General features: G+C 43.4%; 22 protein-coding genes and 1 other annotated feature. Of the genes, 1 reads left to right on the top strand and 21 read right to left on the bottom strand.

Features of this window, described 5'->3' with window-relative positions; genetic code table 11:
* Positions 1–28: 28 nt before the first annotated feature.
* Positions 29–523, bottom strand: coding sequence for a dUTP diphosphatase (locus WCV65_RS14885; protein ID WP_035410907.1), 495 nt, complete (start codon positions 521–523; stop codon positions 29–31).
* Between the two features lie 95 nt (positions 524–618).
* Between WCV65_RS14885 and WCV65_RS14890 the strand changes: the two genes are divergently transcribed.
* On the top strand, positions 619–1,014 hold the full coding sequence (locus WCV65_RS14890) for a sigma-w pathway protein ysdB (protein ID WP_338777523.1): 396 nt from the start codon (positions 619–621) through the stop codon (positions 1,012–1,014).
* Here WCV65_RS14890 and WCV65_RS14895 read toward each other — a convergent pair.
* The 20 genes from WCV65_RS14895 to WCV65_RS14990 form a co-directional block, all read right to left on the bottom strand.
* Positions 1,011–1,283: a DUF1294 domain-containing protein gene (locus WCV65_RS14895; protein WP_338777525.1), complete on the bottom strand. Its 273-nt coding sequence runs from the start codon at positions 1,281–1,283 to the stop codon at positions 1,011–1,013. The genes WCV65_RS14890 and WCV65_RS14895 overlap by 4 nt on opposite strands.
* Positions 1,284–1,418: 135 nt before the next feature.
* Positions 1,419–1,778, bottom strand: coding sequence for a 50S ribosomal protein L20 (gene rplT, locus WCV65_RS14900; protein WP_035410911.1), 360 nt, complete (start codon positions 1,776–1,778; stop codon positions 1,419–1,421).
* Between the two features lie 40 nt (positions 1,779–1,818).
* Positions 1,819–2,019: a 50S ribosomal protein L35 gene (gene rpmI, locus WCV65_RS14905; protein ID WP_035410913.1), complete on the bottom strand. Its 201-nt coding sequence runs from the start codon at positions 2,017–2,019 to the stop codon at positions 1,819–1,821.
* A gap of 21 nt (positions 2,020–2,040) precedes the next feature.
* Positions 2,041–2,544, bottom strand: a complete 504-nt coding sequence (gene infC / locus WCV65_RS14910; RefSeq protein ID WP_035410914.1) for a translation initiation factor IF-3 — start codon at positions 2,542–2,544, stop codon at positions 2,041–2,043.
* Between the two features lie 105 nt (positions 2,545–2,649).
* Positions 2,650–2,779, bottom strand: a sequence feature (ribosomal protein L20 leader region).
* 248 nt (positions 2,780–3,027) lie between these two features.
* Positions 3,028–4,959, bottom strand: a complete 1,932-nt coding sequence (thrS, locus tag WCV65_RS14915) for a threonine--tRNA ligase (protein ID WP_338777530.1) — start codon at positions 4,957–4,959, stop codon at positions 3,028–3,030.
* A 360-nt stretch (positions 4,960–5,319) separates the two neighbouring features.
* The gene (gene ytxC, locus WCV65_RS14920) at positions 5,320–6,162 is read right to left on the bottom strand and encodes a putative sporulation protein YtxC (RefSeq protein ID WP_338777533.1); all 843 of its coding nucleotides are present in this window, start codon (positions 6,160–6,162) and stop codon (positions 5,320–5,322) included.
* Positions 6,163–6,285: 123 nt separating this feature from the next.
* A complete protein-coding gene (gene dnaI, locus WCV65_RS14925) occupies positions 6,286–7,218 on the bottom strand; it encodes a primosomal protein DnaI (RefSeq protein WP_338777535.1) in 933 nt (310 codons plus the stop codon).
* Positions 7,219–7,241: 23 nt separating this feature from the next.
* Positions 7,242–8,672, bottom strand: a complete 1,431-nt coding sequence (locus WCV65_RS14930) for a DnaD domain protein (protein WP_338777537.1) — start codon at positions 8,670–8,672, stop codon at positions 7,242–7,244.
* A gap of 70 nt (positions 8,673–8,742) precedes the next feature.
* The gene (nrdR, locus tag WCV65_RS14935) at positions 8,743–9,204 is read right to left on the bottom strand and encodes a transcriptional regulator NrdR (protein ID WP_035410924.1); all 462 of its coding nucleotides are present in this window, start codon (positions 9,202–9,204) and stop codon (positions 8,743–8,745) included.
* Between the two features lie 65 nt (positions 9,205–9,269).
* On the bottom strand, positions 9,270–9,671 hold the full coding sequence (locus WCV65_RS14940; protein ID WP_338777540.1) for a cytosolic protein: 402 nt from the start codon (positions 9,669–9,671) through the stop codon (positions 9,270–9,272).
* A gap of 139 nt (positions 9,672–9,810) precedes the next feature.
* Positions 9,811–10,191, bottom strand: coding sequence for an adenosylmethionine decarboxylase (gene speD / locus WCV65_RS14945; RefSeq protein WP_035410928.1), 381 nt, complete (start codon positions 10,189–10,191; stop codon positions 9,811–9,813).
* A 354-nt stretch (positions 10,192–10,545) separates the two neighbouring features.
* On the bottom strand, positions 10,546–11,565 hold the full coding sequence (locus WCV65_RS14950) for a glyceraldehyde-3-phosphate dehydrogenase (RefSeq protein WP_035410932.1): 1,020 nt from the start codon (positions 11,563–11,565) through the stop codon (positions 10,546–10,548).
* Between the two features lie 457 nt (positions 11,566–12,022).
* On the bottom strand, positions 12,023–12,625 hold the full coding sequence (coaE, locus tag WCV65_RS14955; protein ID WP_338777542.1) for a dephospho-CoA kinase: 603 nt from the start codon (positions 12,623–12,625) through the stop codon (positions 12,023–12,025).
* A gap of 14 nt (positions 12,626–12,639) precedes the next feature.
* A complete protein-coding gene (ytaF, locus tag WCV65_RS14960; protein WP_211559739.1) occupies positions 12,640–13,272 on the bottom strand; it encodes a sporulation membrane protein YtaF in 633 nt (210 codons plus the stop codon).
* Between the two features lie 82 nt (positions 13,273–13,354).
* Positions 13,355–14,206 (bottom strand): DNA-formamidopyrimidine glycosylase, encoded by an 852-nt coding sequence (mutM, locus tag WCV65_RS14965; protein ID WP_338777546.1) that lies wholly within the window; start codon positions 14,204–14,206, stop codon positions 13,355–13,357.
* A gap of 17 nt (positions 14,207–14,223) precedes the next feature.
* Positions 14,224–16,857, bottom strand: a complete 2,634-nt coding sequence (gene polA / locus WCV65_RS14970; RefSeq protein WP_338777548.1) for a DNA polymerase I — start codon at positions 16,855–16,857, stop codon at positions 14,224–14,226.
* Positions 16,858–16,974: 117 nt separating this feature from the next.
* Entirely contained in the window at positions 16,975–17,904 is a 930-nt protein-coding gene (locus WCV65_RS14975) for a protease modulator HflC (RefSeq protein WP_035410947.1), read from the bottom strand.
* The gene (hflK, locus tag WCV65_RS14980) at positions 17,894–18,886 is read right to left on the bottom strand and encodes an FtsH protease activity modulator HflK (protein WP_338777551.1); all 993 of its coding nucleotides are present in this window, start codon (positions 18,884–18,886) and stop codon (positions 17,894–17,896) included. The genes WCV65_RS14975 and hflK overlap by 11 nt, the downstream gene beginning before the upstream one ends.
* A 605-nt stretch (positions 18,887–19,491) precedes the next feature.
* The gene (locus tag WCV65_RS14985; protein ID WP_035413592.1) at positions 19,492–21,252 is read right to left on the bottom strand and encodes an ATP-binding protein; all 1,761 of its coding nucleotides are present in this window, start codon (positions 21,250–21,252) and stop codon (positions 19,492–19,494) included.
* The gene (locus WCV65_RS14990; protein WP_035413594.1) at positions 21,245–21,967 is read right to left on the bottom strand and encodes a response regulator transcription factor; all 723 of its coding nucleotides are present in this window, start codon (positions 21,965–21,967) and stop codon (positions 21,245–21,247) included. The genes WCV65_RS14985 and WCV65_RS14990 overlap by 8 nt, the downstream gene beginning before the upstream one ends.
* Between the last annotated feature and the right edge of the window lie 46 nt (positions 21,968–22,013).

Below are 22,013 nucleotides of genomic sequence, written 5' to 3' on the forward strand. Positions count from 1 at the left end.
AAAAAATGGACATTACAGCAAAAAATCCCTAATACCCTTTTTGCTGCCTTTCATGATTGATTTCATTTTTAAGAAGGTACGCTTTCTCTACATCCTCTGCCGTAAATCCAAGCATTTCGCCAAGATATAAATATTCCCCAAACACTGTCAAATAGGAATTCAGGCTTGGCTGTTTGTCAAATAAAGATATGGAGTCATATACCATCAGAAATTGATGAGTAAGCGTGACGTCCCTGCTGCCGGATTTAAGATCCAGGACCGTTTGTTTTTCATACTGATATTCAATTCCAAGTGAGAGAATGAAATGAATGCCATCTACATACTCCTCAAGAATCACCTGCTTATCTGAAGGAGCTTTTGTGCTCCAAAATTTAAAACAGCGTGTTTCATTCGCCAGTTCGCCAAGCTCCACCAGCAGGGCGAGGGTTTTCCGCTGAGCAAGGTTTTCATGTTCCAGAGAATGCTGATGCCTGATTTTCGCGTCAAGCTCCCTTTGCATCTCAAAAAGTACCGATACGTTCATGATGAAATCTCCTCTCTTAAATTAAAATTTTCATCTTTTTGAAACCTTTTTAGCTTGTTATACGTATGTAAGAAAAAATAGCTGGAGGCCTGAACATGTTTGTTTTGCTCATACGCCTTTTCCTAATTGGGCTTATTTTCTTTCTCCTCTACCGCGGGGTAAAATTTATCCTCAATCCGAAACGCAAGCTTGAGCTGGCCCGGGAAAGAAAGGAACTATACTTCCTCGATGATCAGGAAAACGTCAGGAAAAACTTTCTCATCACCTACAAAGGAGCGCTTTTTGAAGGAGAAAAATACCTCGGTACTACAGACCAGTCGTTTGAAGTCATCTCGATTTTTATCTGGAGCAGTACGGTTTCAAAGCTTCAGGGCCTCAGCCTTGAAGATTTCCGCTATCTGGAAAGCCTGGTCAAAGAACGCTATCCTTATGCTAAAATTGACTGGAAAAGCCCGATTCATGAGTTTCTTGACGAAAAACCGTCCGTTTAATACAGCACCCCAGCTAAATAAATAGCGAGAACTGCATGACCTGCCGCGAGCAATGGCATCCCGTACTTAAATCCGGGATGCTTTGTTTTATGTCTTACCTTATACATACCCAATAAGGAACCCCAGGCTCCTCCTGCGAAAGACACAAGCCAAAGAGTCCGTTCGCTGATTCTCCACTGCCCTCTTTCAGCTTTCCGTTTATCAGCAGCCATAATCATATAACCGGCAGCCGTTAGCCCTGCGTAAAATATCACCAATGCTCCTATCATTCTTTTCAGCTCCTGTCGTACAAAAAAGAGGCCGATCCCTCACACGGAAGATGTACGGCAATCCCCTATCTAAAAGATATCGGAGATGCAGCAATCTGTCACGCTGTAAAGGAACCAGCCTCTTTAATTTTAAACTTACTTGTCTAATTTAGCTTTAGCAGCATCAGCAAGCTGAGCGAATGCTTTTGCATCTGCAACAGCAAGATCAGCAAGCATTTTGCGGTTCACTTCGATACCAGCAAGCTTCAATCCGTGCATTAGACGGCTGTAAGAAAGACCGTTGATGCGAGCAGCTGCGTTGATACGAGTGATCCAAAGTTTGCGGAAGTCACGTTTTTTCTGGCGACGATCGCGGAAAGCGTAGTTGTAAGATTTCATTACTTGCTGGTTCGCTACCTTGTAAAGCGTGTGTTTGGAACCGTAATAACCTTTTGCTAATTTAATGACCTTTTTACGACGTTTGCGTGTTACTGTACCGCCTTTTACTCTTGGCATGTCATTTACCTCCTAGTTTTGTTTCCGATCTATTTTGAAATTATTTAATGTTATCAAGCATGTGGCGAATACGTTTGAAATCGCCTTTGCTAACCAATGAACCTTTGCGAAGCTTACGTTTCGCTTTAGTGGATTTGTTAGCGAACAAGTGACTTGTGTAAGCGTGTGAACGTTTAAGTTTACCAGATCCAGTCTTTTTGAAACGTTTAGCAGAGCCGCGATGAGTTTTCATTTTAGGCATAGGGGTTTCCTCCTCGTGTGATTACTTTTCGAATTTCGGTGCTAATACCAAGAACATGCTGCGTCCATCCATCCTAGGTGAAGACTCGATAGTTGCCACGTCAGCACAAGCTTCAGAGAAACGATCCAGAACGCGCTGGCCGATTTCTTTATGAGTAATAGCACGTCCTTTAAAGCGGATTGAAGCTTTAACTTTATCGCCTTTTTCAAGGAACTTGCGTGCATTTTTAAGTTTTGTATTAAAATCATGCTCGTCAATAGTCGGGCTGAAGCGAACTTCTTTAATACTGATGATTTTTTGGTTTTTGCGTGCTTCTTTATCTTTCTTCTGCTGCTCGAAGCGGAATTTACCGTAATCCATGATCCGGCATACAGGCGGTTTAGCTCCTGCAGCAACCATTACTAGATCCAGGTTTGCGCGTGTTGCAATTTCAAGCGCTTCCTGACGTGATTTAATTCCAAGCTGGTCACCATTTTGTCCGATTAGACGCACTTCACGAGCACGAATGCCATCGTTTACCAACATGTCTTTGCTAATAGTTAGCCACCTCCATGGTTTATTACTGAATAGTGTTTGGCTACAGCAAAAGTTCAGCTGTCAACCATCCTGAGCGTTTCTTTGCGATTTTTAAGCATATAAAAAGTGCGGGCGCATGACACACCCACACTACGAATTCAAATAACCAAGTTTTGATCTCGTCATACCTGCTAACTGCAAATTGCGTCAATCAGGTGAGAAGCGGGTGCTTCTGCTTTTTCATCAAACAACTATTCAATTAACCTAAAACATCATACCATCTGTGTTATAGGAAGTCAAGCGGCATTACTGAATCACTGTTTTTGATTGTAGCAGACGTGTCCAGTGTTTGCAATAGATTTTTTTCACTGCCTGTTTCAACAATAAGAAAAAAGGATGGTCCGCTCCAGTATACTTGGCTTTCCCCGGACAGCGCAGACATTGAAGCCCAAAGAAAGCGCCTGAGCAATCCGCTTAAATGATCCCGTACGATTACCTGTTGACTTCTTTAGAAATCATTTCAGCAAACTGTGCATAAGGGATCGTTTCTGATTTCTGCTCTCCGTATTTACGGACATTCACTGCGTCTTCTGCTGCTTCATTGTCTCCAAGGACAAGCATGTAAGGAATCTTTTGAATTTGTGCTTCACGGATTTTATAGCCCATTTTTTCATCGCGTGTATCAAGTTCTGTGCGAAGACCCAGTGCCTGCAGCTGCTCCTGTACCTTTTTCGCATAATCTAAATGCACAGTCGGTGATACAGGGAGAATTTGCACTTGAACAGGTGCAAGCCAAGTCGGGAAGGCACCTTTGTATTCTTCAATTAGGAAGGCAACAAAACGTTCCATTGTGGATACGACTCCGCGGTGGATCACAACCGGGCGGTGCTGCTTGCCGTCTTCCCCTACATAGTTCAGGTCAAACCGTTCAGGCAGGAGGAAGTCAAGCTGGACAGTTGAGAGAGTCTCATCCTTGCCAAGAGCCGTTCTTACCTGCACATCGAGCTTCGGACCGTAGAAGGCCGCTTCTCCTTCTGCTTCAAAGTAATCATGTCCAAGATCATCCATCGCTTCTTTAAGCATGCTTTGCGCTTTTTCCCACATCGCATCGTCATCAAAGTACTTCTCTTTATCCTCCGGATCTCTGTAAGAAAGACGGAAAGAATAATTTTCAAGACCGAAATCTTTATAGACTTCTTCCACAAGACGGACAACACGGATGAACTCTTCCTTGATCTGGTCAGGACGAACGAAGATATGAGCATCGTTCAATGTCATTCCTCTAACACGCTGAAGGCCTGACAGAGCTCCAGACATTTCATAGCGGTGCATCGTTCCAAGCTCTGCAATCCGGATCGGAAGTTCACGGTAGCTGTGAATATCATGCTTATAAATCATCATGTGATGCGGGCAGTTCATCGGACGAAGAACCAGATCCTCATTATCCATGCTCATCACAGGGAACATATCGTCCTGATAGTGATCCCAGTGACCGGAAGTTTTATATAAATCTACGCTTCCCATTACTGGTGTGTAAACGTGATCGTAGCCTAAGCGGACTTCTTTATCGACAATATAGCGTTCAATAATCCGGCGGATTGTTGCTCCTTTTGGAAGCCACATCGGCAGACCCTGGCCGACTTTTTGAGAATTTGTAAACAAGCTCAATTCCTTGCCAAGTTTACGGTGATCGCGCTCTTTCGCTTCCTCAAGAATTCGCATGTGTTCTTCCAGATCTGCTTTCTTGAAGAAGGCTGTTCCATAGATGCGCTGCAGCATTTTATTGTTGCTGTCGCCTCTCCAGTAAGCTCCCGCTACGCTCAAAAGCTTAAATTCCTTAAGTTTTCCAGTGGAAGGCACATGGACACCGCGGCATAGGTCAAAAAATTCACCCTGCTCATAAATGGTCACTGTTTCATCCGCCGGAATCGCTTCAAGCAGCTCAAGCTTCAGTTCATCGCCGATTTCTTCAAAACGTTTTTGCGCTTCGTTTCTTGAAACCTCTTTACGGACAATCTCAATATTTTCATTAATGATTTTTTGCATTTCTTTTTCAATTTTAGGAAGATCTTCTGAAGAAATGGACTCTTCCATGTCGATATCATAGTAAAATCCGTTTTCAATAACCGGACCTACGCCAAGCTTCACTTCTCCATATAGTCTCTTGATTGCTTGAGCAAGCAAGTGGGCCGAGCTGTGGCGCAGAATTTCAAGTGCATCAGGAGAGTCCTGAGTGACGATTTCAATCGTCCCGTTCTCCTGAATAGGTGTACGCAGATCAATAAGAGCACCGTCAAGCTTTCCTGCTAAAGACTTCTTTTTAAGACCCGGGCTGATGGATGCCGCTATGTCTTCGGTTGTCGTACCTTTCACAAACTCCTTCACTGCTCCGTCTGGAAATGTAATGTGTATTGCTTCAGACATCCTGATCACTCCTTTTGTTTTTGGAAAAATAAAAAACCCGCCCCTGTAAAAGGGACGAGTTATGTATACAGAATTATACAAAGCTTCATCGTGGTTCCACCCTAGTTCCCGGCAAGATTTAAATAAACCTTTGCTCGGCTCTAACATCTGTAACGGGAAAGCCCGTCAGTCATTAGTGAGGACGCACCTGTTCACGACTGAAGTTCAGAGGGGGTAAGGTGTGCCTTGCCGGTTAAAAAGGTTTCAGCCAGTGCCTTTTCTCTCTGAAAACCATTCACGCATCCTCATATCCTCATCGAAACTGATTGTGGTTGAATTTGATTCGATTATAGACTTTTTCTGTAAAGAAATCAAGAAGCTTTAAGGGATTTTTTTTGATTTCAAATAAAACAAAACTTCCGGATGCAGGATGACCCGTTCCTGAAATACATTTTGAATCGTCTGCACCATCCCGTGATCCGGTTCATCTGTATAAAGAAAAATTCTTTCCGGTGCAATGCTTACAAGCGGTGCAAGCAGAGCTGTGTCAATATACAGCGGATGATGGAAAAGCAGGTTTTTGTCTGTCATCCTCCGCAGCTCTGAATCCGTTAATTCCCTGTAATCCTCCGTAAACAGCAGAAAATGCCTGCGATGGAACACATGGATTTCCGGCAAGGCCGAAAGCTTTTGGAGCAAGTAATCCCTTAGCACCTGGATAAAGTTCTGATACTCCTGTTCAAGCTTATATTCTTCAATGGCGGCCTCTGCATATTTAGTGAGCCGCTTTAAATAATGATGAAGCCGGAAATGGACGAACGATTCAAAGGAGAAGCTGAGTTCAGGTTTAATAAACTGGGTGAGAGCCTCTTCAATGCAGGCCTTTTTATCCGAAAACTTCTGAAGGTTTGGGATTTCTGTCCGTTCCCCTTCCATAATGGAATGGGCAATGCTGAGGATCTGCTGCTGTTCATCTTCATCTGTGAAATAAAATTGGTTTTGAATGATGGAAATGATAAAGGAATTTTCTACTTTTTCCGCAATGTATTCCGCAAGTGCAGGAACGAGAAAGGTTTGAAACCCTTGTCCCTTATGATCCTGCTCGGCTTCCACATATCCCGGCTTTCCATGCCGGACGGACACCCCGGCTTTATCCGGCCTGCTGTGCAGCCACAAATATAGTGAATGTGCATCTTTTTCGGATTCAAAGAAAATCTCAAGCAAAGTTTGTCCCCCCCATAGCGAACATCTGCTTTATGTATATGGAGTGCGGATGATGTTTAGAAGGGGTTTTTCCAAATTTGCATGGAATTAGAGTACAAAAAAACTGCCCGGTATGGACAGTTTTTACTGGCGGCGGTTCGCACCTTCAAGCTTAACGGGTGTGGCCAGGTATTTCATTCTTTCGATAATACGGGCTGCTTTGACTTTCTCCTCTTCTCCTCTTTGGGTATAAGAGAGATGATGTTCAAGCTCCTTCAAATCAAAATTTGAAGTAAAAAAGGTTGGGAGGTTTTCCGTCATTCGGTATTGCAAAAGCACGCCAAGAATTTCATCTCTTGTCCAGCTGGACATGGACTCGGCTCCAATATCATCAAGCATCAGCACTTTTACCTTTTTTACGGCATCCATTTTTTCATCCAGCGTGGAATCCTGAATGGAGTTTTTCAACTCTCTCATAAATTCCGGCAAATACACGAGCATGGAGGGAATGTTTTTATGGGCAAGTTCATTTGCGATCGCACCCATAATATACGTCTTCCCTACTCCGAAGGCACCATGAAGGTAAATGCCTTTTTGTCTTTTCTTTTGATCAGCAGCTTCCATAAATTCTTTAATCAGCCCAAAAACTTTAACACGGCTATGATCGTCAAATTCAATATCCTGAAACTGGGCTGCGAGAACATCCTTAGGAATATATAAGCTCTTAATCAAAGACTCATGTTTTTTTCTTTGGTCGGAAACAACCTTTGTTGGACATTGATCATATTGGAGATCGATGGTTTTCCCTTGCAGAACCAGCTCGGGGTGATAGCCCTGCAAGAGGTTTTTGCATTCGCCGAGGCTCGGGCAATCTCTGCACTCAATGCTTTGCTGGGTGTATTCATAAAGTTTATTTAAGCTTATCTCAATAACTGCCTCATCAATTTTGCTGCTGTTTGCAGAAATGAATGCCTGTATATCAGGATTAGCCAAAACCTCCTCTTTTAAGGAGCTCAGCCTTTTTTTAAAGTCAGGCCTGTTTGTAACGTTTTTCATCGATTTTCCAATCGGCTCCATTCATGTTCACCTCTTATCCGGATTCAGGATTCTGATTTTGACGGATTTTTATAATTTTTAATCCATTCTGCCATTTTCTGCTTTTCCTCTTCGAGAGCTGCCTGCTGACCGGCATCAGGATTAACTGAAACTTCTTGATCCGGCTTCTGCTCATTTTCCTGATCTTTCAGCCAATCCGGAAGCATTTCACTTCTGACCGGCTTCCTCCTGGATGAAGATGCAGGTTTATTTTTGCCTCCAGCCCATTCCAGGTATTTCTTATGCTCTTTCTTGGCAAGCTGCATGGCGCCTTCCACTGTCGAAACCTTTTTCCTGGCCCAATGACCGGCTATTGTCTGAACGAACCCCTTCGACAGTTTCATATCGGCACGCAGCATTACATAGTAAATGAGCACATTTGCAACACCCGGCATTAGCTTTTGCCCAATCATAACTTCTTCAATAATCTGCATATCCGCAAGCGTCGGTTCCGCTCCTTCATACAGATCCTTCATAAATTGATAAGGGGATATCGTTTCAAGCTGGCGGATAATCATCTGTTCCTTCGTCAGCTCTTTGTTTTCAAGGACGGTCCGCTGCATAACCGGCTGAATTTTATTGATCTCAACGAGTTTCGGCGTTTTTTTGCCATATTGAAAATCGTACCACTCTCTGGCACTCTTGCGAAGCCATTCCCTGTCAATGGATTCATCCGGCTGAAGCGAATCCATGAGCAGGTTTTTCATATTGATCGGATCAATTCCATACACGTAGGACAGCTTCACAATGGTTTCCTTGACAGGCTCCGTAATTGATTTTTTAGAGATAACCGATTCTGACAGCCCTTCAAACAGCAAATCAAAGTCAAACACGGATGGTGAGAGGTTCGGCTCATTCCCGTCTGTTTCTCCGATGTATTCTCTTTCATCGCCGGGTCCTTCATCGCCTTGCGTCATCGTCATCTCGCTCGGCTGAAGGGACTGAAATACCTCATCAAACGATCGGGTCACATTTTCAGCAGTACCGCGTTCTTCATCCGTGAAGTATTGTTTAAGCTGCATATAGGTTGTATGTCCAACCCGATTATATAAATAAATATTCAGCATTCCATCGTTAAAAAATGCATCCGGTTTAAGAGGAGGCTGAATCTCATAGATGAACATGCGGCTGCCGTCCATTTCTTGAAAATAGGAAGTCAGCAAGCCAATTCCTTCAAGCTTAATCCGTTCAGAATAAAAGCTTTTTAAATTCATTTGAGTCAATGTCATCAAGCGGTGGTGGGGATGTTCCTTTCCCCATACCCGGTCCTGTTCAAGCTCTGCCCACAAGGTCATATATAAACCAAGAGCAGCCGTACCGAGAAGCGGCTGATAAAGCATAGTTACAAGCTTCCGGTCGTATTCCTGGAGGATGCCCTGGCTTCTCGCCCGGTACCTGTCACCCGGAATTAGTTCCTTCCAATGATAATCCTTCACTCCGATTGCCTCCCCATTTATAAGAATAGCGATGGGGAAAAGGAGCCGGAAGTATCAATGATCCGTACTCCTAATTGCTTTCCCTCTTAATCAATTCCTTTAACTCATCTATAAAAACATTAATATCCTTGAATTGTCTGTATACAGAAGCGAAGCGGACATAAGCGACTTCATCCACCTGTGCAAGGCGATCCATGACCATTTCTCCAACACTATCGCTTTTCACTTCTGAAACGCCATTGTTTCTTAATTCTTTTTCAATATCCTGGACGATTTCCTCAAGCTTTGTCAGGGGAACAGGTCTCTTTTCACATGCTTTAATCAGACCGCGCAGCATTTTTTCTCTGCTGAATTCTTCGCGCGTCCCTTCCTTTTTTACCACAATCAGCGGGATCTCTTCCACTTTTTCAAATGTGGTAAACCGGTATTGGCATTCTTCGCACTCTCGTCTCCTCCGGATGGCTTTGCCTTCTTCAACCGGTCGGGAATCAAGCACCCGTGTACCCTGATTATGACAAGTAGGACACTTCATGTTTTATTAACAGCTCCAATCCATGCATGGTAACCGGGCTATGCCCTATATGATCTATCGTTTCTTTATTTGCCTGAATTCAGTCCGGATCCGACAAATTTTAATTCACTGTCTAATTTCTGCTGAAACTCCAGAATGACCTTTCTGCTATAGCCGAAATCTGTCGGAAGAGCCGTGTCGGATGAAACGGAAAAATCAATGGCCGTCTCAAATGGTCTTACAGAGATGACTGTTGCTACCAAAAGAGCAGATTTAGGTTTTTGAATCTGCACACTGATTTCCCCGCGCTCCTCTGAAACGGATGTAACTTTACAGCCGCCTCTGACAGCTGCTGCAGCCTGTACGGCTTCCATTGCTTTTTTTGCCGTTGCTTTATAGTAGCGGCTTCTCAATTCAGGATCTTGATGCGTCTCAGCTGTTTCGCTATGTGCTGAAAAGAAAGCTTGAACTTTTTTTAATAGACTCAAAGATCTTCTTCTCCTCTGCAACACCCTGAATGGGTGTTATATGTATTTATCTCTATCATACTGTTTTTTCCGGATAATCAAAAGAGGTGTGAATGAATCTTCACACCTCTTTACCCAATGACATTATCAAACTTCAAAATTACTGAGCTTTTGCTTGAGACTGTTTTACTTGAACAGGTCCCATGCCGCGTGGAATTTCGATATTCTCACGTGTTTGTGCACTAAGTGCCTCAGCAATGTAGTCGGCAGCAATATTCGGATTTAAATCTCCGCATGTGTATACGTCAATACTCGCATACCCATGTTCAGGAAAACTGTGAATGGTTAGGTGGGATTCAGAAATAATGACAACCCCGCTCACACCTTGTGGAGCAAATTTATGAAAAGCTACCTCTCTAACTTCTGCACCAGACTTTAAAGCAGCATTAACAAACGTTTTTTCAATATAATCCATGTCGTTCAACTTATCGAAATCACAGCCCCATAGTTCTGAGATTACGTGTCGTCCCATTGTTTCCATAGTCATGGATCCCCCTTATTCATATTTGGCATTGAATGAAATTCTCCGCACATTGGCATGCCATACTACCACGGGGGAAAGTTAGTCCTAAGAGGTCCTAACCCTTTAAGTAGCCACAACACCTTGCTCTCAAGAAGTTCACGAAAAATAGTATACTTCCTTTGAATAGTTTTTGCAACACACTTCACGAAAAAATATTTTCCTGAAATTGAGAACATTTTATACACAATTAGATCCTTTAAGATTTCTAACCCCTTTCGCAGTAACATCGTGCAGCATCTAATGGCAAAACAGCATTTATTTTGCCTATAAAAAAAGCTTAGCGAAAAATCGCCAAGCCTTCAAGAAAGAAGATTATACATTTAATGGCTTTCTTAAACTTACAGCAGCCAGATTCACCAAATCAACAACTCTGCAGGAATAACCCCATTCATTATCATACCAGGCCAGAACCTTTACTTTTTTCCCTTCGATGACAATCGTTGAAAGCCCATCAATAATAGCGGAATGCGGATCTGTATTAAAATCGACTGAAACTAAAGGCTCCGCTGTAAACCGGATAATGCCCTCCATCGAGCCGGAAGCAGCATTTGCAAAAGCTTCGTTGATTTCACTGGCCGTTACTTCGCGTTTTAAATCAACAACAAGGTCGACAAGAGAGACATTAGGTGTCGGAACGCGAAGTGCCATTCCATGAAGCTTCCCTTTCAAGTGGGGAAGGACAAGCGAAAGGGCTTTTGCTGCTCCGGTTGTTGTTGGAATAATGGATTGTGCACACGACCGGGCACGTCTTAAATCTTTGTGCGGATTATCTATATTCTTCTGATCATTTGTATAGGCATGGACTGTCGTCATCAGCCCGTTCTCAATTCCGAATTGTTCGTCCAGAACCTTTACAACCGGGGCAAGGCAGTTAGTTGTGCAGGATGCATTTGAAATAATTTGATGCTCCTCTTTCAGCATATGTTCATTGACACCCATCACAATCGTAACGTCCTCATCTTTACCCGGAGCGGTCAGGACAACCTTCTTTGCACCGGCAGCAATGTGATCCATCGCTTTTTCCTTTGAATTGAATTTTCCTGTAGCCTCAATTACTATATCAACATCCAGATCCTTCCAAGGGAGCATTTTGGGATCCCGATTATTAAGCAGAAGAATTTTGTGACCGTTTACAATTAAGTGATCACCAGCTGGAATAACGTCTCCATCGAATTTCCCGTGATTTGTATCATATTTAATCAGATGTGCAAGAGTTTCGGCCGGATAGCTTGCATTGATTGCAGCAATACGAAAATCTTCACCCATAATCGCCTTGCGAAATACCATCCTTCCGATTCTTCCAAACCCGTTTATGGCTACATTTACGTTCATATTAAATGACCCCTTCCGCCTTTGTGTTATACTAGAAGTGTTAATTATGTAATTAGTATATCACATTCGAGGTTTTTGGAAAGATGAAAACGACTAATTTTCTATATTTTTCATTGTTTTTATTGGAATAGTCCGGGTTATAAGATGCACAATTGGTTAAAAGGTAAAAGAGGGCTGTCCAGAAAGCATGTTTCTAAGCTGCCTCCTCTGTTCGAGATTCGTTTGGTTTTGGCAGATTTCCAATCCAGTTTGCTTGCTTATCCTTGGCGACTGTGGGATCTCACCTGTTCCGCTGGTCCCGCAGAGTCAAGAATCTTCCGCTCCACTCAGCCTAACCATAATTGTTCTATATACCTATTACAAAAATACAACCCCCGGAATGCTCAATAACAGCGTCCCGAGGGTTGCATTTATAATACCTTTCCTTTCAGCAGGACTATTTAGACAGTCCTTTCTGTTACTCGCTGATCTTCCATTTTCTAAGTATCCCGAGAAGCTGAATTTCCGTCTCTTCCCTTGTTCCATTGTTATCGAGCACTTCATCTGCAAGTGATTTCTTTTCATCGAGCGGCATTTGCGAATCAATCCGCTGCTGAGCTTCTTTCTGGGTATAGCCGTTTCTTTTCATCAAACGCTCCAGCTGAGTTTCGGGGGTCACATAAACTAGAAGACTCTTGTCAGCAAAATGGGTGAGTTTGCTTTCAAAAAGAAGCGGAATGTCCAGAATGACCGCTTTGCTGCCTTGCTGAATAGATTCATCCCGCTGGCGGATCATTTCTTTTCTGACCTCCGGATGAACAATCTCATTTAGCATCTTTCTTTTTTCAGGATCAGCAAAAATTTCACTTCCAAGCTGCGCTCTGTCAATCGCACCATCAGGCTGCAAAACACGATGCCCGAATACTTCAGCAATTTTGCTATAGGCAGGTTTCCCTTGATCGACGGCTTCTTTTGCAATTACATCTGCATCGACAATCGGGAAGCCCAGCTCCTTCAATAGGGAGGAAACGGTGCTTTTACCGCTGGCAATCCCTCCCGTTAAGCCAATTACTAGTGTCATTTAAATCGTCTCCCTTATAGCTTCCAAAATCCAACAAAGATTAAGAGAATCCCGGGAAGACAGCTGAATTTTTCAATCCATGACCATTTTGAGAACAGATGGCCTGATTTGATGCCGGCAAGCAGAAAGACGGAACTCATTACGGCAGCTGTCACACTCATAACATAAGGCGAAAACCCAAGCAATGCAGCCCCGAAGCCGGCACCAAATGCATCCAAAGACAAAGCAGTCCCCAGCAGCAGCGCTTCTATCCCGGCAATATGGCCGGAGCCATCCAAATCAGCTGTTGATGGTCTTTTCAATATGTGGATGACAATTCCCAGCGATTTGATTTCCAGGTTAAAAAGTGTTTTTTCCCGTTCTTCTCTAGTAAGGTCTTTGGAAGGCCTGAAAAATTGGTATAGCACCCATGCTCCGATTCCGATCAAAATGATCCCGCCCATTCTTTTCGTCCATTCCGGATCAATAAATGAGCTGAGCAAATGGCCAAGCAGCATGGCCGCAAGCAAACTAAAAGCAGAGCATAAAGCAATAATGAGCAGTGATTTTATCGGGATTTTCATTTTCTTCAGTCCATAGCTGAATCCGACAGAAAAACTGTCCAGACTTATGGCAAAAGCCATAATAAAAAGTGAAATGGATGTCATATAAGGCACGGGCCCCTTCCGTTCGGTTCTCGTGCATTATATGACATTTGCCCATCAAAAGTGACGTGTTGAAATGAAAGGATTAAGCATCGGCACTGACCCCCGCGTCAAGCGGCTGGCAGTTCGGACAGTAATGAGTGCCTCTCCCGCCGGTCGTTTTCTTCTCAATAGGAGTTCCGCATTGTTTGCACGGCTCCCCTTTTCTTCCATAAACGTAAAGCTTCAGCTGGAACATCCCCATTTTCCCTTGGGAATTGAGATAAGAGCGAATGGTGCTTCCGCCTTGCTCCACCGCTTCATTTAGCGTTGCAATAATTTTGTCCCTTAGAACGTTTATTTCCTCAATTGACAATTCTTTAGCTGGTTTGTCAGGATGAACACCTGCTCTGAACAATGCTTCATCCACATATATATTGCCGAGGCCGGTCACGATGCGCTGATCTAGGAGCACGACTTTGATCATCCGATTTGTCCGTGAAAGCTTTTCAGCTAAATAGTCTCGTGAAAACTCATTCGAAAAGGGTTCAGGACCAAGCTGGGATAAAGGAAGATCCAGCTGCTCTGTTCCTTTTTCAAAAAGATGCATCGTTCCGAATTTCCTTACGTCATCATATCTCAAATGGGTGCCGTCACTGAAGCGGAAAATTACGTGTGTATGCTTTCCTGCCTCTTCCCCATCCTGGTAAAGCCCATACTTCCCTTCCATTCGAAGGTGTGACACCAGGACATAATCATCCAGTGAAAACATAAGAAATTTCCCTCTTCTTCCTATATCCTGAATCGTTTGTCCCTTTAACGCATCCTGAAATTGAAGAACATCATCCGGCCGTTTAATCATCTTCGGCCAGCGAACTTCGATTTCCGCGATGGACTTCCCTATTATTAGTTCAGAAAGGGTTCTTCTGACGGTTTCTACTTCCGGTAGTTCAGGCACATTCACACATCCTTTTGCTACTTTGCATCATACCAGGAATCTCCGTAGGCATAATCCACTTTTAATGGAACATCCAGCTCAACTGCATGCTCCATGACCTGCGGAACTAATTTTTTTAGAATTTCAATCTCTTCAGGAGGCGCTTCAAAAATCAGTTCATCGTGCACCTGGAGAAGGAGATTGGACTGAAGTTCTTGTTCTTCAAGCTCTCTCGCCATATCAATCATCGCTTTTTTAATGATATCGGCTGCACTCCCTTGAATGGGTGTATTCATTGCCGTCCGCTCTGCAAAGCTGCGAAGGTTAAAATTACGGCTTGTGATTTCGGGCAAATAGCGTCTGCGCTGCAGCAGGGTGGAAACGTAGCCTTTTTGCTTTGCATCTCTAACAATGTCATCCATATACTCTTTAACCCCATCAAAGCTTTCTAAATAACGGCTGATAAATTCAGCTGCTTCTTTTCTTGTGATGCCTAAGCTTTGAGAAAGTCCGTAATCACTGATTCCGTATACAATGCCGAAGTTTACGGCTTTTGCCTGCCGCCTCATATTCGAGGTCACTTCGTCCATTTCTACATGGAAAACATCCATGGCAGTCTTCGTATGAACGTCCATGTCATTACGGAACGCTTCCATCAGGTTTTTATCCTGAGCAATATGCGCCAGAACTCTCAGTTCGATCTGGGAGTAATCGGCAGCAAAGATCACCCAGCCTTCTTTTGACGGAACGAATGCCTCACGGATTTTCCGGCCTTCTTCAAGACGGATGGGTATGTTTTGAAGATTCGGGTCTGTCGAGCTAAGACGGCCTGTTTGGGTCAGAGCCTGATTAAACCGTGTATGAACTTTATGGGTGTCCTCATGAACCACTTTTAAAAGTCCTTCGATATAAGTGGATTGAAGCTTGCCAAGCTGCCTGTATAAAAGGATCTGCTCCACAATTTCATGCCGGTCGGCAAGCTTTTCAAGAACGTCCGCTGATGTGGAATAGCCTGTTTTCGTTTTTTTCACAGGGGGCAAGCCCAATTTTTCGAACAAAATGACCCCGAGCTGCTTAGGTGAATTAATATTGAAGGACTCTCCTGCAAGACCATGGATTTTGTTTTCAAGCGCCTGCAGCTGCTGACCCAAGTCCGCACCCATTTCCTTCAGCTTATTTACATCCACTTTTACACCGATCGCTTCCATCTTTCCGAGAATAATCGCAAGCGGCATTTCCAGATCATGATAAAGCTCGTACTGATCATTTTCACGAAGCTCTTTCTCCAGGATTTTGCTGAGTTTGCTGAGCGCTTCACCTTTACGGACAAGATGGTCGGCAAGAATTTCATCCTCCGGAAGTTTTCGCTTTGCTCCTTTGCTGTAAACAGATTCATCCGTTTTTGCTCCGGTAATTCCCTTCATCTTGGCGATTCCAGCTACATCTTCAACTGTTTGAGAGGCATCCAGAATATAAGAAGCCAGAAGCACATCAAAATCCACCCCGGCAAGTTCAATGCCTTTCCACTTCATGGCGACGATCGATCTCTTAGCGTCAAAAACCGTTTTCCTCATGTGCTCATCTTCCGCCCATTTCCTGAAGGGGTCGGAATCCATAGCCAGTCCATAAGGAAGATAAAAACGGCCGTTTTCGTTAATAATGGCAAAACCAGCGATGTCGCTGCGGTGATAATTTTCATTCCATACCTCAACAACGAAAATGGAATCATCCACAAGCATCTCATCTGTTATTTCCTCTGCAGCAGTGAATGGCAAATCTTCAATTTCTTCCGGTTCATCCGTTTCAGAGCCCGTATCGAATTTATCAATCAATGTCTTAAAGCCAAGCTCTCTGAAAACAGGGAGTACTTCCTGCGGATTATATCCGCTGTATAGAATGTCATCGAGAGAAATTGTAATGGGGGTATCGCGGTTTATCGTTGCGAGCTCCTTGCTCATGATTGCATCATCGCGATGAGTTTCCAGACGCTCTTTCAGCTTTCCTTTCAGCTGATCAAGCGACTCAAGTACGTTTTCAACCGTACCGTACTCTTTTAGAAGTTTAATGGCTGTTTTCTCGCCAATTCCCTGTACCCCTGGAATATTATCCGAACTGTCGCCCATTAGACCCTTCATATCGATAATCTGATCAGGTGTCAGGCCGTACTTTTCTTTTACAAATTCAGGAGTATAGGAATCAACCTCTGTAATCCCTTTTTTCGTAATGGAAATCGTTACATGCTCACTTGCGAGCTGGGTCAAGTCCTTGTCCCCTGAAATGATTTTCACGTCAAAGCCATCTTTCTCAGCATGCTTCGAGAGCGTACCGATAATGTCATCAGCCTCATAATTCTCCAGCTGATAGCGGGGAATTTTATAAACATCAAGCAATTCGTGAATAAATGGAAACTGCTCTGAGAGCTCCGGTGGAGTCTTTTGTCTGCCACCCTTATATTCTGAATACGTTTTATGTCTGAAGGTTGTCTTGCCTGCGTCGAACGCCACTAGCATATGAGTAGGCTGCTCTTCCTCTAAAATTCTCATCAAAATCATGGTGAAGCCATAAATGGCATTCGTATGTACACCTTTGTCGTTATTCAGCAGAGGCAATGCGAAAAAAGCCCGGTAAGCAATGCTGTTCCCGTCAATCAGGACTAATTTTTTACTGGCCAACGTTCTTCCTCCTTAAAGCGCAAGCGCTTTGAAATATTTCAACAGCAAAAAAGCCGTCCTATTCTTCCTCATATTCTATCATGAGTTAACAGAGAAAGAAAAATGGCGGCTTTCTATTCAGTTTGTTTGCCCGAGCAGGGTTTGAGCATATGGAGAATCAAATGGAAGGATGATGACGGTTTCTCCGTCAATGGTTTTCTTATAGGACTCCAATGTGCGGTACAGCCCATAAAATCCCGTGTCGGCCGAATAAGCTTTGTTGTAGATTTTTGCTGCTTCCTGTTCCCCCTGTCCTCTGATGACATCTGCATCCGACTCAGCCTTTGCGAGAGTTTCCTTCACTAATTTATCTGCATTGGCAGTTATTCTGTTTTTGTCCGCATCTCCCTTTGAAAGGTATTCCTGCGCAGTTGAATCCCGTTCTGAAATCATTCTCGTATAGACCGACTTTTCATTGGCTTCAGGAAGGTCGGTTCTTTTAATTCTTACGTCCGTTACAACAATTCCATATTGATCCCGTTCAAGTGAGTCATTCACAAGCGCGGTCACTTTATCATTCAAGCTTCCCCTTGAGGATTTTTCATCGTTAATGATCTCATCGTAATTCAGCTGCCCCAATTCGGAACGAATGGAAGAAAAAACGAACTCCGCCATTTTCGCTTCAGCGTTCACCATATTGCGGGCATTGGAAATGAGTTTTTTCGGGTCTTTAATTTTCCAGACGGCATAATTGTCGATAATCATGCGTTTTTTATCCCTTGTATTGATTTCAGCTTCTTTAACGTCGTAGGTCATCTGGTATTTTGGGAGAGAAGAAACACTTTGGACTAAAGGAACTTTTGCATGAAGACCCGGTTTTTCAATAATGTTCACCACTTCTCCGAACTGACGGACCACTTTGTATTCATTTTCCTGCACAATAAAAATGCTGGAGAATAGGACAATTAGAAGCAAAGCACAAAGGATCAGGAACAATCCGAAACGGATATATTTTGAATAGCCGCCGGGAATTTTCTCTTTAAAATTTACGATGTTTTCATTGGCCATCTTTGCTGCCACTCCCTTCTTCTGAAGCTTTCGGTGCGGCTGGCTGAGCTGGATTTTGTGCACCTTTGGAAGGATCGATGAGCGGCAAATATTTCATCGTATTGCCGTCATCCTTCATGATATAAATTTGGGCGTTCGGCAAAACCTGGTCGATCGTCTCAAGAATTAAACGCTTTTGAGTAAGTTCTTTGGCGTTTTTGTATTCAGCGAATAATGCGTTGAATTTAGATGTTTCGCCAATCGCTTTTTGAATACGTGCGGTTTTATCCCCCTGGGCTTTAGAAATGATGGCATCCTTCTCTCCAAGTGCTTCTTCTCTTTTTTGATTTTCATATTTCTTCGCTTCATTGATTTTTGTGTTCATTGTTTCCCTGGCGTCCGTTACATTCGTAAACGATTTTCTGACTTCCTCATTCGGCAAATCCACATCCTGCAGCTTAACCGCCAGAATCGAAATCCCAATATCATATTTAGCCATCAATTCTCCTAAGAGCTCCTGCACTTCCTTTTCAATGTCCGCTTTACCTGAAGTAAGCGCGTCATCTATTTTTGAGCTTCCAATGATGCTTCTTAAAGAGGAAGAGGTGGAATCATAAAGGATTTCTTCCGGTTCTTCTGAAGAGAATAAAAATTTCTTAGGATCAGAGATTTTCCATTGCACCACCATGTCGGCAAGAACGATGTTCTCGTCACCCGTAATCATTTTCGTTTCTGCCGGGAAATCTTTCACATCTCCATCTTTTTCCTCATAGCCAAATTGCAGACTGAATGTCTCTTTGGAAAGCTTCTCAACCTTTTGAATTGGCCATGGCCACTTTACGTGCAAGCCTGATTCCGTAACCGTATCCTGAACCTCTCCAAGTGTCATAATGACCGCCTGATCTGACTCGTCAACCGTAAACCAGGTGGTAAAGACCAGAATAATCGCTATCACGATTACGGCAGCAAATCCTGTCAGTGTATACAATCGTTTGAGTGTCATCCTTATTGCCCCCCGCCATTCTTTGTATACCTTACTTACGTTTATGTGTCTTAGAAGTTTCATATTATGGAAAATTTGAGAAAAAGGTGGGAAGAATGCTTTTTTCAGGGACATAAAAAAATCCACCCGTGAGAACGGTTGGTTTTCTTTGCGGCTGGAAGTCTTTGTTGCTGACCACGCTCTTAAGGGGTTACAGAAGCATTCGCCAGTAACCAACCGGATATATGACGATATAGTCGCGGAAAAATAAGCATGATGGGTATGGAGTAAATCAATCCCTTTACTTGAAAAGAGAGGCTATGTAAAGCATGATGTTTATTTTTAACACAGTTGATTGGAGTGGAAGGCGTGAGACTCCTGCGGGAGCAGCGGGTCAGGTGAGACCCCGCAGGCGCAAAGCGGCGAGGAGGCTCACCGCCCGCCCCGCGGAAAGCGAACGCCTGCAACGGAAATCAACAGACAAGTTTAAAAGTGCTGAAAAAAAAGGGACGAAAGCAGATTTGCTTTCGTCCTAAAGATTGGCTCCTTGGATGAAGGGGTTTTCATCTATTATATTATCAGGGATATGTTAAGTAAGAATAAATACCTTGTAAAGGTATTGTAAACTATTCCGTAATTTTCCGTTTGTTAAATTTAACGGTAAAGGTAGTCCCTTCCCCGACTTTGCTGCTGACACTGATTTGTCCTCTATGTGCTTCCACAAGATGCTTAACAATCGCAAGTCCTAGACCAGTTCCGCCGGAATTTCTGCTTCTTGCCTTATCCACTCTGTAGAAACGTTCAAAGATCCTCGGAATTTCATCTTCGCTAATCCCGATTCCTGTATCTGAAATCGTCACAATCGCATGGTCTTTCCCGTTCCTTAACGTTATATGAACAGTCCCGCCTTTAGGAGTATACGTTAATGCGTTGTTTATTAGATTAATAAAAATTTGTTTAATCCTGTACATATCGCCAATTGCCGGTATCACCTGCGCTTCGCTGTCAACGGTTAACGAAACTTCCTTCTCTTCAGCTTTACTGGATAGTATGGCCACTATATCATCAAGAATTTCATGCAGATCACAATCATTAAAGGTTAATTTAAACGCCTGCTGCTCAATTTTGGATAAATCGAGCAAATCCTGAATGAGGGTTTGAAGCCGGTCGCTTTCCTTTAAAATAATGGATAGAAAATACTCGAGGGTCTGCTGATCTGACATGGCCCCGTCCAAAAGCGTTTCAGAAAATCCTTTAATGGATGTAATCGGAGTCTTCAGCTCATGAGATACGTTGGCCACAAAGTCCTTACGCATCTGCTCAAGCTTCTTCAGCTCGGAAATATCATGGAATACGAGAACAATTCCTTTCCATTCATCATTGGTTCCGATAATCGGAGCCCCGTAAATTTCAAAATGGCGCCGGTCAATTCCAATTGAGACTTGCAGCTGTTTTCTCACCCTGACTTCCGTCATAAAAATCTCTTCAATAATATCTACAATTTCTTTATGCTCAAATGCGTCATAGTAAAGGCGGTAAAGAAAATTTTCCCCATCAGCATGAAAGGTTTCTTTATATGCCCGGTTTACCAGGTTAATGTAGCCTCTGCCATCGATTAGTATGAGGCCGCTCCCCATATTTTCAATAAGGGTTTCCAAACGGTCCTTTTGCATCTCCTGCGCTCTGGTCATATCCTGAAGGTTTCTCGCCAGTATGTTGATTGACTGGCTGAGCATGCCGGTTTCGTCCATATGGTCTTCATACGTTCTGGCCTTGTAGTTCCCCTTCGCAAGTTCCATAGCCACTTTGGTAGCACTTTCGATCGGCTTCGTATACTGAGAAGTGATTCTAAATCCAAGCAGCAGAATCACAATGAGGGAGAGACCAAGACTCGTCACAAGAAGACCCCAGATTTGCTGATTCACCTGTTTGAGCGATTCAATTGGAGTGCTGAGAATTAAGCAGGCTGTATTCCCGCTGTTATCTTTTATTTCCATCGCATAATAATACAGGCCTTCAGCCTGCCCGTTTAAGCGTTTGCCATCCTTGCTCTCTTTCAGATCGTTAAAGGCTTTCTTCGCTATTTGCTCATCATTGGGGTGGCGGCTCCCTGCATCATATACGACCCGGCCTTCTTTGTTTATAACGGAAATATGCGCTTGAGCAGCCTTGCTTGCCTGCTGCAAAAGAGAAGCTGTTTTTTCTGATTCCAGTCCTGCTTCAGAAATAAGCAATTCCGTCAGCTTTGCTTCCTTCTCAATCCGTTCTTTAAACGTATCGACATAGTAGCTATTAAAAATTTGTCCAAGAAGCAATCCCAGCCCTACTAAAACGGCAATGATTAAGGTAATGAGCGCAAATAGCAGGCGGGAGCGGAATTTATTCATCCGACTTTGGCTCCTCAAGCTTGTAGCCAAGTCCGCGAATTGTTTTTATATAAAGAGGCTTCTTCGTATTACGTTCGATTTTTTCCCTTAAATGACTAATATGTACATCCACAATACGGGTATCTCCTGCAAAATCGTAGTTCCACACAGCGCTGAGGAGCTGATCCCTTGTTAGCACTCTTCCTTTATGGCGCGCAAGGTATACGAGAAGTTCAAATTCTTTAGGTGTAAGCTCCAAACGCTCCTGGCTGTAGTAGGCTTCATAATGCTCGGGCAGAATCCGCAAATCGCCGATGACGATTTTTTCAGATGTTTCCATTTCTTCCTTCGTATCGGTTTCCGTTAAAAATTGTGTGCGTCTTAAAATGGCTTTAATTCTTGCAACAACTTCCCTTGGACTGAACGGCTTGGTCATGTAATCGTCTGCTCCAAGCTCGAGGCCCAGCACCTTATCGAACTCATCATCCTTTGCCGTCAGCATCAAAATCGGCACCATTACCTTTTGCTGGCGAAGCTGTTTGCACACTTCAATTCCGTCCATCTTTGGAAGCATTAAGTCAAGAACCATTAAATCAGGAGATTCAGTCAGCCCTTTGTGGAGTGCTTCACTGCCATCCATAGCTGTTACTACTTCATATCCTGATTGCTCGAGATTATATTGAAGTAAAGTTAAAATGGAATGTTCATCATCCACTACTAGTATCTTCTTACTCATAAAGGCCTCCAAGTCGTATTTTCCTAAATGGCACTTTGCCATTACT

It is taken from the genome of Metabacillus sp. FJAT-52054 (assembly GCF_037201815.1).
In the GTDB taxonomy this organism is placed as follows: domain Bacteria; phylum Bacillota; class Bacilli; order Bacillales; family Bacillaceae; genus Metabacillus_B; species Metabacillus_B sediminis.

Coding starts and splice junctions, on each gene's coding strand:
- WCV65_RS14885 (WP_035410907.1), bottom strand. CDS start 523: ATGAACGTATCGGTACTTTTTGAGATGCAAAGGGAGCTTGACGCGAAA.
- WCV65_RS14890 (WP_338777523.1), top strand. CDS start 619: ATGTTTGTTTTGCTCATACGCCTTTTCCTAATTGGGCTTATTTTCTTT.
- WCV65_RS14895 (WP_338777525.1), bottom strand. CDS start 1,283: ATGATAGGAGCATTGGTGATATTTTACGCAGGGCTAACGGCTGCCGGT.
- rplT (WP_035410911.1), bottom strand. CDS start 1,778: ATGCCAAGAGTAAAAGGCGGTACAGTAACACGCAAACGTCGTAAAAAG.
- rpmI (WP_035410913.1), bottom strand. CDS start 2,019: ATGCCTAAAATGAAAACTCATCGCGGCTCTGCTAAACGTTTCAAAAAG.
- infC (WP_035410914.1), bottom strand. CDS start 2,544: ATGTTGGTAAACGATGGCATTCGTGCTCGTGAAGTGCGTCTAATCGGA.
- thrS (WP_338777530.1), bottom strand. CDS start 4,959: ATGTCTGAAGCAATACACATTACATTTCCAGACGGAGCAGTGAAGGAG.
- dnaI (WP_338777535.1), bottom strand. CDS start 7,218: ATGGAGCCGATTGGAAAATCGATGAAAAACGTTACAAACAGGCCTGAC.
- nrdR (WP_035410924.1), bottom strand. CDS start 9,204: ATGAAGTGTCCTACTTGTCATAATCAGGGTACACGGGTGCTTGATTCC.
- speD (WP_035410928.1), bottom strand. CDS start 10,191: ATGGAAACAATGGGACGACACGTAATCTCAGAACTATGGGGCTGTGAT.
- WCV65_RS14950 (WP_035410932.1), bottom strand. CDS start 11,565: ATGAACGTAAATGTAGCCATAAACGGGTTTGGAAGAATCGGAAGGATG.
- coaE (WP_338777542.1), bottom strand. CDS start 12,625: ATGACACTAGTAATTGGCTTAACGGGAGGGATTGCCAGCGGTAAAAGC.
- ytaF (WP_211559739.1), bottom strand. CDS start 13,272: ATGACATCCATTTCACTTTTTATTATGGCTTTTGCCATAAGTCTGGAC.
- WCV65_RS14975 (WP_035410947.1), bottom strand. CDS start 17,904: ATGGCCAATGAAAACATCGTAAATTTTAAAGAGAAAATTCCCGGCGGC.
- hflK (WP_338777551.1), bottom strand. CDS start 18,886: ATGACACTCAAACGATTGTATACACTGACAGGATTTGCTGCCGTAATC.
- WCV65_RS14985 (WP_035413592.1), bottom strand. CDS start 21,252: ATGAATAAATTCCGCTCCCGCCTGCTATTTGCGCTCATTACCTTAATC.
- WCV65_RS14990 (WP_035413594.1), bottom strand. CDS start 21,967: ATGAGTAAGAAGATACTAGTAGTGGATGATGAACATTCCATTTTAACT.